At 56.5% G+C, this 12,451-nt stretch carries 10 protein-coding genes; 1 reads left to right on the top strand and 9 read right to left on the bottom strand.

Translation table 11 applies throughout. The features are described from left to right. Positions 1–63: 63 nt before the first annotated feature. The 6 genes from PHV01_RS02065 to PHV01_RS02040 all read right to left on the bottom strand — a co-directional run bounded on the left by PHV01_RS02065 (position 64) and on the right by PHV01_RS02040 (position 10,978). Positions 64–693: a DNA-processing protein DprA gene (locus PHV01_RS02065; protein ID WP_337289486.1), complete on the bottom strand. Its 630-nt coding sequence runs from the start codon at positions 691–693 to the stop codon at positions 64–66. Positions 694–729: 36 nt separating this feature from the next. Further along, complete coding sequence (locus PHV01_RS02060; RefSeq protein ID WP_337289485.1) at positions 730–1,821, bottom strand: HigA family addiction module antitoxin; 1,092 nt, start codon at positions 1,819–1,821, stop codon at positions 730–732. Between the two features lie 7 nt (positions 1,822–1,828). Next, positions 1,829–2,164 (bottom strand): killer suppression protein, encoded by a 336-nt coding sequence (locus tag PHV01_RS02055; protein ID WP_337289484.1) that lies wholly within the window; start codon positions 2,162–2,164, stop codon positions 1,829–1,831. Between the two features lie 278 nt (positions 2,165–2,442). Beyond that, positions 2,443–4,494: a reverse transcriptase domain-containing protein gene (locus PHV01_RS02050; RefSeq protein WP_337289483.1), complete on the bottom strand. Its 2,052-nt coding sequence runs from the start codon at positions 4,492–4,494 to the stop codon at positions 2,443–2,445. A 25-nt stretch (positions 4,495–4,519) separates the two neighbouring features. Further along, positions 4,520–7,813: a DNA methyltransferase gene (locus PHV01_RS02045; protein WP_337289482.1), complete on the bottom strand. Its 3,294-nt coding sequence runs from the start codon at positions 7,811–7,813 to the stop codon at positions 4,520–4,522. A gap of 9 nt (positions 7,814–7,822) precedes the next feature. Beyond that, positions 7,823–10,978 carry a helicase-related protein gene (locus PHV01_RS02040; RefSeq protein WP_337289481.1) on the bottom strand — a complete coding sequence of 1,052 codons (3,156 nt, stop codon included), beginning with the start codon at positions 10,976–10,978 and terminating at the stop codon, positions 7,823–7,825. Between the two features lie 18 nt (positions 10,979–10,996). Here PHV01_RS02040 and PHV01_RS02035 point away from each other — a divergent pair, with 18 nt between their 5' ends. Next, positions 10,997–11,200, top strand: coding sequence for a hypothetical protein (locus tag PHV01_RS02035; protein WP_337289480.1), 204 nt, complete (start codon positions 10,997–10,999; stop codon positions 11,198–11,200). Positions 11,201–11,304: 104 nt separating this feature from the next. Here the strand turns inward: PHV01_RS02035 and PHV01_RS02030 are convergent, their stop codons facing one another. From PHV01_RS02030 to PHV01_RS02020, 3 genes are read right to left on the bottom strand one after another with little or no spacing between them, the layout of a single operon-like run. Beyond that, positions 11,305–11,643, bottom strand: a complete 339-nt coding sequence (locus PHV01_RS02030) for a hypothetical protein (protein WP_337289479.1) — start codon at positions 11,641–11,643, stop codon at positions 11,305–11,307. After that, complete coding sequence (locus PHV01_RS02025; RefSeq protein WP_337289478.1) at positions 11,640–12,065, bottom strand: HEPN domain-containing protein; 426 nt, start codon at positions 12,063–12,065, stop codon at positions 11,640–11,642. Before PHV01_RS02025 ends, PHV01_RS02030 begins: the two co-directional genes overlap by 4 nt. Then, positions 12,055–12,402, bottom strand: a complete 348-nt coding sequence (locus PHV01_RS02020) for a nucleotidyltransferase domain-containing protein (RefSeq protein ID WP_337289477.1) — start codon at positions 12,400–12,402, stop codon at positions 12,055–12,057. The genes PHV01_RS02025 and PHV01_RS02020 overlap by 11 nt, the downstream gene beginning before the upstream one ends. Positions 12,403–12,451 lie beyond the last annotated feature (49 nt).

Raw genomic sequence — 12,451 nt, 5'->3', positions numbered from 1 at the left:
CGGTTGAGCTCCGAGTACGCCAACGGCGCCTGTGAAGCAGCCTGAAAAGACTCCCGATGCATTTCATCTGAGCAACAGAGACAGATCATTAAGACGTAACGGTTGAGCGCCCATCGTGAGCAGGTGGCCGTTCGCGTTGTCGGCCAATGTATAGAGCGGCTTCCGCCATGCAAGCACCTCGCGGCAGAACTGCTCGGTTTTGCTCTGGAGTTCCGCATGGGCCACGAAGATCGCGCCGGCGACTGCGGCAACAACGCGGTTCCGGAGCATGGCCGTTTCTACAGTCGCACGGCGTACTGTATCGGCAAAGGGCGACAGGAGCAGCATCCTGCCTTGTTCGAGCGGCTGCTTGTACACGGCCGGGATTCGCATGCCGGAAAGGCTTCGGGCCGGACACGCAATGACCGGCTGCGTGCCGCGCAGTAGGATCGTCAGGCACTCGCGCTCCATCGGTGAATGAAACCCGCCGATCACGGTAACGCCGGATTGCCGCAAGCGCTGCGCAAGGTCGTAGGTTTGCAAGATGAGATTGCCGGGGCATTTCACCGAGCAGAATAGCGCCAGCGATTTCTGATTCAGAATGTTGAGATCACCCAGCACGGTGACGCGAGATGGTGCATCGTTGCCAAGAAGGCTGGGAAGAACGGGAGGGTAGGCAGAATCGTCCGGATGAATCCAAGAAGTGGCAAGCAAGGTCAATAGCCCCCTGTGGCCTTGTCCACTAAGACACTATTGCTGCGCCCACTGATACCGCATCTTCAGCCCATTGAACTGGTCGTGACCAATCATCCCTTCATGTTGGAGCCGTCCTACCACGATGCCCGGTGCAATACCAATGGACTCGGCGAAGGCTTCAATAGCCCACGTACTCTTCAACCCGTTCAATTCGCTTGCACTACGAGGTGGGATCAGATGATCCGCGGCAAAGCTATCGGCCTCCATTTCCCCTTTTCCTGTCGCATGATTAAGGTCAATGAAGACCTCCTTTTTCCCACCACACAGTATGTGCCCTGCCTCATGAAAGAAGGTAAACCAGAATTGGTCATTGGTCTTATAACGAAGGCTCAGTTGGAGCATGGCCTTTTCTGGAGTCAGCCATCGTGTCGCCCCGCTTACGGGGGCGTTCCTAATCTCCGGGACCAACACCATGGCAACTCCAGCGTCTGCGCAGAGCCCCTTCATTTTGGGTACAGAAACCTCCGGTTTTTCTAGCGTGATGGCTCGTATCTCGTGAAGAACGGAGCGGAATCTTGACTTGTCGAACGGGGCACACGGGACCGCTCTTGCCGCCAGTTCCCCTAATCGCAACCATGTTGCCATGGCCTCGGGTTTTCCCTGAAATACCGCCGACTTGCGGTAGGCAACGGTAGGGCTCAACCAAATTTTGTTCCACGCCTCCACATCGGCAACCCCGAAAAAGCCTAATACCGCTTTCAGCATAAGCACCCGGTCTGTCTGTTTTTCAATCTTCCCGCGCTTGATCAATTCGCCAGTGGGAATCTTCTTTAACCAAGCCAAGTCATGTTCAAGACGCTTTTTTTCTTCCAACTTGGCTAATTGTTCTCGGTAGTTGACCTCAAGGTTGTTCCACATCCGCGCCGACACACCGGTAACCTGTTCCAGCCGAATCGCCGTTTCATGAGAAATGGTGGCGACTCCTCGGATAATCTGATTGATATGTTTGGCCGAGAGTCCAGCCCGTGTGGCCAGATCCCGTTGCCCCATCCCCAGAGCATCAATGGTCTCCTGTAACGTTCGGCCCGGAGGTACAGCGTACTCTGGCTCAAAAACGTATCGTTTTGCTGTAGATTTTCTGGTCATGAGTTCTTCAATGGTAGTCAATGATTTCGATCACTCGAATTTTCGTGACATGAGACCAATCAAGACCACCATCCGTTTTGTGAGGCACCGGATTGTGGTCCGGCTCGAAGATGAGTCGTTTGGGATGCACCACATCGACAGCAAGTTGCCCTTTTCGGTTCTGTGATAATTCGTGGCAGCGAGCTGAGGGCAATCGCCGGATATCTTCAAGCGTGTCCGCTGCCTTGAGTTCGGCCAACCGCTGCTGGAGCCTTTCGGCCAATGGCTTACCGAACCTGGCCCGCATCTCTTTTTCTGAGTTGCAGACTTTTTGCAATTTCCTAGAGCTAAAGGTTATCTCCATTCTGTTTCCATGTCAATAAATATATTTACCTATTGGGTAAATACAATTTACCTCCATGATAGGAGCCATGATGCAGGAATTGTATAACCATATTCTGTAACCAATTCGGATTGACTCCGATCTATATGAATCATAACTCCCCATTCTTCTTCAAGTTGCGAGCATGCACGGCATCAGGATTTGTATAGACATGGGGGACATTCATCCTTCAGCGGGAGGTTTATACAATTCCCATTGAGCCCCCTTGCCCCGCTTGCCCCCTACTGGTCCGACCGTCGTCACCACTTTTTCGCCTGCTCCTCAAGAGCCTTTCGAAGTAGCGCTTTCCCGGTCTTGAGATACCCCCACTTGATGGGCCTTGTGGGCCTGCCGCTGCTCTTGGTCTTGGCGTGCGATAAGAGACTTTCCAGCCGTTTTTTGTGTATACCTACAACCAGCGCGTGAAGCGCGGGGTACGTTTTCTTCAGTCGTTTGCTATGTAAGATTGATCCGATTTGTCCCGACGTATAGCTGCCGAGCGATCCGTCGTGCGCGTAGAGTGCGACCAGCAACCAGTCGTTGAATACGTCCATGGCGTTCACCCACGCGCTGACGTTCGTGTCGGCGAGTGCTCGCGCATGAACGATATGCTTCTCCACATGTCGATAGTTCCCGCCGAAGACGGTCTTCCACTTGATGGCTGGAACCGTTCCGAGCATTCTCCGCAGGCTCGAATCGATTCCACACGGAGGCGGCGGCGTACGAGCAATTACGCCCAGTTCCTTCAGCACCTCTGCTGCCGTTGGCTCGATCGTTTTCCGGGGCGACTTCAGGACGACGCCGTTCATCGCTGCGCCAAAAGCCGCGGCGAGCGCCACGTCGCTATGTTTGTCACGCAAGGCGTCATTGAGAATTCCCGCCAGCGCCTCATGAGTGACATTCGTCGGGTTCAAAGCAAGCACGATCTGCGCGCGTCCCCACCAAGGTTTCTCTCGCTGGCATGCGTACCGCAATTGGGCGAGCGTCAGCCGCCCACCGGTGAGGAGCATCCGTCCCGCAGCCGCGAACAGATCAGCCGGCATGTCTCTAGGCTTCCAAATTGTACTTTTGACAAGTGTTGCCAAGGATCGCGCATGTTGGTCCGCGAGGCGACCATCGGCAGCAGCGAGCAGAGCGGCACGTATGGCCGGATACAGCTCCTGCCGTTCGATTTCCTTTAGGAGACGTTGAGCCGTGCGGCGTGGCAGTCGGCGGTAGCGCTCCAGATAGCGAGCGAACTGCACGTAAAACTCGGGTTGATTCTCGAATATTCGCCAAAGACGGGCGGTGAGCTTCGCATTGGGCTGCGCATGAGCCAGCAGATACTTGAACCGAGTCGAATCCTTCACGCGAAAGTGCGGCGTCAGGCTGACTAGCCGCTTGCGCAGGCGATCCTGGTTGACGATTCTGCTGCGAATCGAGCTTTCCGTCGGGTTGCTGATGGACTTGACCTCGGCCTCAATGTCCTTGACCTCGTGAATGCTGATCTTGTTGGACTGTGGAAAGAGCCCGATGTCCTTGCTCAGGATATCTAGCCGTACCAGCAACCGCCGGAGGTCGCCCTCGGACTTTGCGAACAAGCGAATGTCATCCACGTAGCGGAAGTAGCGGACCTTGCCCTCGAACTTGCGGCGGTCGTCAAAGTGGCGAAGAACCACCTCAGATAGCAATCCGGAGCTGAGCGGTCCCTGCGGGATGCCGTGATTATGGTAGATCCCGTGGTCCGTAGCGGTCCAGACGCTGAGCCATTTCGTTAACACCTCGGCGAAGTCCTTGTCGCAGCCAATTTTGTGAAGCATGTGCCGCAGGACGCCATGATCCAAGCTGTCGTAACAAGCCGTAAAGTCGAAACTGGCCGCGAATCGAAAGCCGTCGACGAAGGCCACCCGGGCAGCATCATTAAACGCCTTGTAGCCGTCACTCCATTTTCGATAGAACCACGAGCTCGTCTTGCCAGCATAGAGGTGGCCGAACACTTCCTTGTTGTAGCGGTGCTTGACCTTTTGGAAAAGCCGCTCAGCGACGAGATTGATGGCCGCCTGATAGACGATTTGGTCTTCGATGGTCAGGAGCGAATACGGACGGAGGATACCGGATGGCTTGGGGAAGAAAAGCTTACAGGCCCGGGTCGGCTCGTAGATGCCGCGCCGCAGACGGTCCTGTAGTCGCCTCAATAATCGGATATCCGCGATCGCGTAGATTGCGTAGAGGTCGCGGAAGTAGTGCTTGTACGAGGCGTCAGAATTGCGGCGAAGCCAACCCCATGCGCGGTGAAGGTTGTCGTCCGCATGTAGGTCATCAAGCATGGGCATAGGTCATCATTCCGGGTCTGTGAACTCATTCATCACCGTCATTGTCGCTCCCACCCATGCGGTACTTGATGTCGTAGTTGATGATGAAGTCCAGCTCCTCATCCGTGAAGCCGTAGTGCTTCGCCAGCGCGCGGTCGATCTCATCGATGATTGGTTTGGACATGCTTGGGCGAAACTCCTGAAATTCACAGTCTTGCCGTACTCTGATGAAGGAATGCACCTTATAGTCCTTCATGAGCTTGTCGAATAGCCTGGGAAGTTCGTTGACGATGTCCTCGCTCAAATTACCCAATGGGAATTGCTCGACATCAGTGCCCGTGATGTTCCGTCCGTTGCCCACCGACACAAACCAGTAGAAGAACAGCGAGCTATTCAAGGCAGCACCGACAACCCTTGCTTCGCGCTTATCCTTAAAATGCAGGTCACGGAAGTGATGAATAGAACGGGTTCTAGTCGGACTCTTGAAATACTGCTCAAAGTCCATTGCCCTGATCCAGTATCTGGGGCTACGGTGATAGTGCATATCGTACCCAGAAGGACCATTGGAATAATAGCTCAGGACAACTTTTTCGCTCCTGGCTTCTAGCTTGGCCAATATGCTGACCGCCTCATGACTTCCTACCTGCGGTATCCTCTTGAGTCGGTGATGAGTGAGCGTTCTTACATATTCAAGCCTTGCAAAGAGCGCAGGGCGTTCTTCTGAATTCCAATGACGATACTTGGTTGTCCAGACGATAGGAGCACATTCTTTTCCGTCCATGCCGAGATAAATACAGAGTCTCTGGTCAACTCCGTCGAACAATTTAGAAGGCCTGATAGCGTATGTGCTGCAAAAATTCATAGGGAACTTTCTAAGAAGCACGTCACGAAGACAGAGCGTCTCATCCAGACCAAGAACGGCTGCGGGCACAATCATCCCAAACCAACCGGTTTTGCCAAGTAATACACATGATCTTTCCATACAGAACGCATACAAGTTACCTGCGTTTTCTGATTTATATTGATCCGATGATAACTTGTATATGTCCTTAACCAATCGGTACTCCACATATGGCGGGTTGCCGATGACCACGTCGAATCCGCCGCTTTTCATGATTCGGTAGAACTCGATGAACCAGTGGAACGGCTTATGAGAAGCAAGCCACTTCTCGTATGCAGGGGACTTCCTTTTCCCCTCACCCCGACCCTCTCCCTCCGAGGGAGGAGGGACGCCGTATTCCTGGGCAAGGTAGCGGTTGAGTTCATCCTCCAGCACCTTCAGCCGTCTCCAGAGTTCCAACTTGGCGTCGGCGAAGTCTTTGGCCTCCATACCGTGTTCGGTCTGCATCTCGTGAAACTGCTGGAAGGCCCGATCGGCGATCTCGGCGTTCTCTTCAATGGCCGGCAACGACTGCAGCTTGACCCAATCCCCCTCCATGGACTTCTTGATCTCTTCCAGATTGGCGTAGCCCACGAGCGTGTTGCCTGCACGGATGTTGAAGTCGATGTCGGGCAGCGGCTCGATGTGCTCGACCCGCTCGATCTGCGCAACGAGCTTGAGGAACAGGCGGAGCTTGCAGATCTCCACCGCCTCTTCCATGATGTCCACACCATAGAGATTGTTGACAATGATGGACTTCAGGATGAAGTAGCGGGGGTTCGGGTGAGACGCGACGCGATCGAGGAGTTTGCGGAAGTCGCTGAACTTCTCGGGCCGGTGCTTCACGCCGGATCGCTCCAATTCATCCAAAAAGACCTCCATCCGATCCAAGCATGCCTCATAGAGGGGTTCGAGGATATTGAGCGCCGCAAAGAGGAAGGCCCCTGACCCGCAGGTGGGATCCAGCACCGTGACCTTCTCGATCGCGTGATAGAAGGCCCTGAGTAGTTCCGGGCCTTCACAGTTTTCGATCACGTCCTGCGCAAACTGTCGGATGTCCAGGTTGTAGGTGATGAGGTCGTTGATGTCGCGGATCTCCCCGTTGGCCAGTTTGCCCTTGACGTCCTCGTACCGCGTGCGCCTTGCCACAACCTCACGCCAGATTTCCGTGGGCAGGGCGTAACCGGCAGACGCGGGCCTGTTCCACCCGGTGCGCTTTAATACATCGCTCAACCCCGCCGCGATGTCCGGAGGTAATGGTAACTCGGCACCCTTTTTCACCGCCCCATAGAAGTAGCGATCGGGATCAGCCTGCAACAGCCGCCAGATGGACGACTCTCCTTCGAAGGCGATCTTGCACTTCTGTCTGGCGGTATCGAACAGAAACGGGACGACGGTGTTCTGGCTGATGTAGCCGGTGATGTCCTCCTTCGTGTAGTACGCACCCATCTGCTTCTGGTTGATGTACTTCTCAAAGATGTAGCCCAGCACATCGGGATTGATTTCGTCGTCCCGACGAAGAGGCCGTTCGTCCAGGTGCCAGTGGTATTGCTCGAAGAAGCTGAACAATTTCTCGAAGGCGGCATCGGCGATCTGGATGTCCTTGCCGTGCTGCTCCTCGATCTGGTGGCGCAGGAACAGGCCGCCGTTGAGGTACGGCACCTTGCCTAGGAGCCGGTTCGTCGCTGTCGATCGTTCAGAGTCTTTCTTCGCGAAGCCCTCGAAGAAGAGCGGGCACAAGAACTCCCGATAAAAGCGGTCTTTCCCCCGTGCCAGGCTTTCCGCCAGCTTGCTACGCAGATAGTCCGGATTGCCATCCAGGAAGTGCTTCTTCTGGATGAAGTAGACGAACATCAAGCGGTTGAGCATGACGGAGACGTACCAGCGTTGGAGTTCCTCGTCGGGAATGCCCTTCAGGAACTTCAGGAAGGCCGCGTGCTCTTTCTGGAAGACGTCATAGAAGCGTTTAGTGACGCGCTCGACATCGAACGCGGTTCGCGTCCGGCTGGTGACGTCCACCAGACTCAGACGCTCCTCTTCGTCCAGGCTGAACGCGATCACTTGCAGCTTCTGAATGAGCGCATCGCCTGGCTGCGCGCGGTGGTAGGTATGCTCCCGGCAGGCGGTCGGCTTGCCGACCTCGCGTTTGACCCACTGCCAGATTTGCGTGGTCTGAGCAGGGTCGGTGTAGATGATGAGATGTTCCTGGACGGATTTTGCGACCTGCCGTTCGATCTTGCGCCGCGTGGGATATTCGGGGATGCCGGACGGCCCGTTCGGTGAGCAGATGAAGGCCACCATGCCGCGCTTCTGAGCGATGGCGGTCAGCGCAAAGGTCTGGCCGTCACTGACCGCATCAACCGAGGCGGTGTGCGAGTCCCAGCCCAACTCTTCGAGGAACAGCGTCTTGAAATCGAAGCGGCTCAGATACTGGCGAGTACGCGTGACGTCGAGCGGCATGCTCAGCGCTCAGTTTGGGGGAACCGTCAGACCCATCGAACAGATGATGCGCGGATCCTGCGCCTGCTCTTCCTCGTGAATCTGGCACAGGCGTCCTTCGTCGCGCAAGGCGATGACCAATTGGGCGAGGGCTTCATCGGAAATGCCGCTGCGCAGTTGGCGGTTGAGTGTATCCACGGCGGATTGACGCAGGGGGTAGCGGTAGATGTCATCGATGGCCTTATGGAGTTCCTGCGACTCAAACAGCGTGCCCTTGACCTGCTCGGCGTAATGCTTGAGCCGATCGTACGTGCGGAAGCGCGCGCCCGACGGCCGGCCCAACTGGCCGCCGACGGACTTTTCCTCTTTCACGATCAGCTCGACGCCTGTCTGGACCAGTTCGTGGTGGTTATTCTGACGCGGCAGCGCCGTTGTGTCTGGCGCGCAAGCCGCCGCTTGGAGGATCGCAAACTGCGATTCGGTGACACCGCCCCCCTGCTTGTCAATCCAGGCCAGCGCGTCATTCCCTTCGGCGGTCCGTAGATAGACGAGCACGCCTTCGGGTTGTGTCTCATTCGGCTGGTGCGCCCGCGTGGAGTAAACAACAGGCGGCAGTTCCGGAATGATTTTTTGCAGGCTTGAGTCGGCAGTGACGGCGTTCTTCCAGATTTGGTAGGCGTAGGACGCCAGATCCACCTCTGTTTCGGCGTCGCCATCGAGAATACCGGATTTCTCGTTGTAGAGGTCCAGCACCGTCTGGTCGTTGCGGTCATCTTCAAAAAACGCCTCATCCGTACCGACAACCTCGGCGTTTTCCCGCAAGCGCCGGCGGACGCGCGCGCGAAGCCGGATAATGCGCTCCACGCCGTCGGCCGGGAGAAACGAGTAACACAGAATGTTCTCGGCCTTCTGCCCGATGCGGTCTACGCGCCCCGCGCGCTGCACAAGCCGGATGATCGCCCACGGCAGGTCGTAGTTGACGACGACGGCGCAATCTTGCAGGTTTTGCCCCTCACTGAGGACATCTGTCGCCACCAGGATTCGAAGTTCCTCACCCGGCTTGATATGGGTCAGCTTATTATTACTATCCGGGCTGAAACACCATGCCAGCGCGGTCGGGTCCGGCGAGTCGCCGGTCACTCCGGAGAGTTTCGCGATGCCACGCGCCTCTAATTGGCCAGCCAGATAGCGGACGGTGTCGGCGAACTGGGTAAAGACAATGACCTTCTCGTTCGGGTGCTTCCTGGTCAGAAGAGTGAGCAGGGCGTCGAGCTTAGCGTCTTTGCCCGCGTTCCACTCACCGCACGCCTGTAAGAGCTTGAGCAGGGCCTCCGCATCACCGCGTAAATCGTTTTCCAGTGTCTTGACGAAAAGACCTGGCGACAGCCATTTGAAACGCCGCCTGTATTGCGCGGCGTACTCGGCGTAAATCTCTTTTGCACGGCTCTTGAACCCCGCCTCGGTCCGTAGCGAAGCGGCCTCTGGCGACAGAAGCCCCTCGCCGTTCTCATCGTCGTCAAACAGGCCACCTTCGCTGTCTTCATCGGAGAATCGTGTATCGAGCATCTCCGAGTCCTGCGTACCGATGGGCACGGGCTGACCGGTTTCGATGGCATGCAGGTACACGAAATTGCGCAGGATATGTCGCTCGATGGATTGCAAGAAGGCCTGACCGCTGCTTTCCAGTCGCTTGAACAAGTTCGTCCGGCAGAACCCCATGAGGCGCTTGCCCGCGCGGGAGAGGTCTTGCAGTAACTTCGCTTCGGCCTGCGTCGGCGGCCGATGCGGCGAGGCAGACACATAGTTCCCCAGACCATACCGGGGAAGGTTGAGCGCATTGATGGCCTCCACCACGTTGTCGGCATAGAGCCGGGCGTACTGATCGGCGAGGTTCGTTTCGTCAATCCTGAACGTGACGGTCTTCGGCAGGCGCTTGGGAAAGTACGACCGGCTGCCGTCTTCAAAGGTTAGGTACTTGCGCCCGTTGGCGGGGTCAGTGTGCGCGTAATTGTCCTGAATGAAGCTGCGCGTGCGGCGCACCATATACAGGCGCATCAGCTCCCGCCAGTCATCGGCATGCTCGCTCTTCTCGAAGGCCGCCAGGGAGCGTACCGGGCACTGGTGCTTGCGGATGAACTCGGTTTCGCCGACCTCGCGAAGCTTCCGCTCGGGGCGAATTCCCAAGTCTTTGTCTTCCTGCACGAACAGGCGTAGTTGGCTGGAGAGGTCAAGATAGGTCTTATTGTATGGCGTGGCGGACAGCAGGATGCATTTGCTTTCGTTCTCCTGGATGTACTCCTGGATCGCGCGGTAACGTTTGCCTTCGCGGTTGCGTAGGTTATGGCTCTCATCAATCAGCAAGAGACGGTATCGCCGAAGGTGAGGCAACTCGCGCGTGGCCCGGCTGATTGAGAGCACTTTCGCCCGCAAGCGATACTGGGCACGGTAGTCCTCCCACATTGGAACCAGGTTTTTCGGGCAGATGATCAGCGTCTCCAGGTATTGATCGTCCTCGAAGATACGCGCCAGGGCAGTTGCCATCAGTGTTTTGCCAAGACCCACCACGTCCCCGATCAGTACACCCCCACGCTTGTTCAGGTGATGCGCGGCGATCTTTACCGCCGCTGTCTGAAACTCGAACAACTTCTGACCAAAATCTCGGGGGATGCGAAACTCGGAGAGCCCAGCGCGGGCCTCCTGCGACAAGTGATAGGCCATCTTGACGTAGATCTGATAGGGAGGGATTGGTGTCTCGCGCGCCCAGCTTTCTTCGATGATGCGTGCCAGCTCATCCGAGATGTCCAAGCACCAGTGATCGTTCCAACGGTCCTCGAACCACGCGGCCAACTTGTTGCAGGCATCATGGTCGAGCACGTCCACGTTCAATTCGCCTTGCTGAGAGAGCCCCGCGAAGGTCAGGTTGCTGCTGCCGAGGTATCCGACAGTCGGATTGATGGGATCAGGCCGGAACAACAAATAGAGCTTGGCATGGAGTGGGTGCTTGAGGAAGAGCTTCACAACGACTTTCTTCGCTTTGATCTGAGCGGCCAGGCGTCGCAGACCGGCTTCATCCTCGTTGGTTGGAATACCCAGGGCTAACTGTTCGCGAAATTCTTGAGCAAGGGTTTTCTTGAGACGCAAGGCCGTCTGGTTATCGATCGCCCCGTCGCGCTTCACGATGCTCATCGCTTCGCGTAAGGTATCTTGTGGCGGACGGTGCATCCCCACCAGAAGGCGGCAGCAATGGCCTTCTCCCCCGGACCATTGCTCAATGTACGAGTCGAGCTGCTTCCATCCGCGAAGGTTAAAGTACCCCACGCAGAAGTCGGCGCGATCGGCTACCTCAATGGTCTGTTGCAGCGCCGGCAGGAGCGATTGCTCGATATTGTCGAATATTCTAGGCATTGAAACGGAAGTATACTCGCTTTAGTCAACGGTGACAAGGATAGGGGGAGCTTAGTAAGCTGTGTGTTGCACAAGGGGAAAGGGGGTCCCTCTGTGGAGGACGGCAGTTAAGCGGGTGCCGAAGGCGAGGCAAAGAGCGGGGAGCCCTGACTACTTTGGTGGGAGGGACGGGGCTGAGGCAAAATGTAGGGGAAGTGCGTGAGCGAAGCAATGGTCACGCCAGCCGGGCGGTCCGCCGTCCGCCGAAAACAGACGCGCGGGGCGAGCCCAAGCGACGCCAGGGTATGGGACCTGCCTCTGCCGAACGGGGTGCGAGGCTTGAGCACGCGGTTGTAGCCCGCTTTCCCGGCGAGGGACGCGAGGACCGCCTCCATGAGCGCGCCCCCTTCGACATCGGGGTGCAGTTTCACGAGGTCGGTCCAGGGACGAAGCGCTTGTATCGTCATGTTCCCCTCTTCCCGAACTGCGCAATGGTGATCCGCGCCCACGCAACTGTCCGTTCCGCTGCCCGCAGGGCCTCTTGCACTTCGGAGTCGCCGATCTCGATCCAGGGCCCAGGATACCTGGTCTCCACGGCGTACGGAGTCAACAGTCCTGCATTTCGCACTTCATCTGCCAATACAACACCACTGCTCTCAGCCAGCGAGAGGAGTTGTTCGATGTTGTGTGTCAGAGGAAAATTAATCCTGTGGAGTAAGAGCACAGCCTTGATCGATTTCTCTGCTGCCTGCTGGGTATGAAAGCATACTTGCTCCCGGCGAATACCAGAATCTTGACTGGCCATCTGGGCGAGCCTCAAATCGCTTTCGGCATACTCCAGCCATTCCTCCGGTGAACCGGGAACTCGCTTGAGACCCTCAGGATTCATACATTACCCTCCCCGTGGTCCAGGCTTCTCGATAAATCAGCCCCGGGATCTCCTTGAACGCTTCCCACTGAGATTCGGGCACGACCAGGATGTCCATAGGCATGAGGATGTCTCGCAGTTCGCTTTGGAGTCGGATGCTCTCTTCCCTTGGATTGGCGACAGTGTCCGGAACGATCACGAGGATGTCCACGTCGCTGTTGATGTTCGTCTCACCCCGTACATAGGAGCCGAACAGAATGAGCTTCACGGGCCGAGCGACTTCTACGATTTTTCGGATAGCCGCCTCGACTTTTTCGGGCGTCACCTTCCAGGGATAGATTGTTGGCGCTTTTACCATCTCTAACTCTTACCTCCGGCTAAAAAGCGTGCCCTCATCGGCGGTGAGC

The sequence above is a fragment of the Candidatus Methylomirabilis sp. genome, assembly GCF_028716865.1.
Classification (GTDB): Bacteria; Methylomirabilota; Methylomirabilia; order Methylomirabilales; family Methylomirabilaceae; genus Methylomirabilis.
This window is presented reverse-complemented; position numbering and strand designations above follow the sequence as displayed.

What these genes read in the sequence shown, in the direction of transcription:
- PHV01_RS02055 (WP_337289484.1), bottom strand. Translation starts at nt 2,164, where the DNA reads ATGGAGATAACCTTTAGCTCTAGGAAATTGCAAAAAGTCTGCAACTCA.
- PHV01_RS02025 (WP_337289478.1), bottom strand. Translation starts at nt 12,065, where the DNA reads ATGAATCCTGAGGGTCTCAAGCGAGTTCCCGGTTCACCGGAGGAATGG.
- PHV01_RS02030 (WP_337289479.1), bottom strand. Translation starts at nt 11,643, where the DNA reads ATGACGATACAAGCGCTTCGTCCCTGGACCGACCTCGTGAAACTGCAC.
- PHV01_RS02040 (WP_337289481.1), bottom strand. Translation starts at nt 10,978, where the DNA reads ATGAGCATCGTGAAGCGCGACGGGGCGATCGATAACCAGACGGCCTTG.
- PHV01_RS02060 (WP_337289485.1), bottom strand. Translation starts at nt 1,821, where the DNA reads ATGACCAGAAAATCTACAGCAAAACGATACGTTTTTGAGCCAGAGTAC.
- PHV01_RS02050 (WP_337289483.1), bottom strand. Translation starts at nt 4,494, where the DNA reads ATGCCCATGCTTGATGACCTACATGCGGACGACAACCTTCACCGCGCA.
- PHV01_RS02020 (WP_337289477.1), bottom strand. Translation starts at nt 12,402, where the DNA reads ATGGTAAAAGCGCCAACAATCTATCCCTGGAAGGTGACGCCCGAAAAA.
- PHV01_RS02045 (WP_337289482.1), bottom strand. Translation starts at nt 7,813, where the DNA reads ATGCCGCTCGACGTCACGCGTACTCGCCAGTATCTGAGCCGCTTCGAT.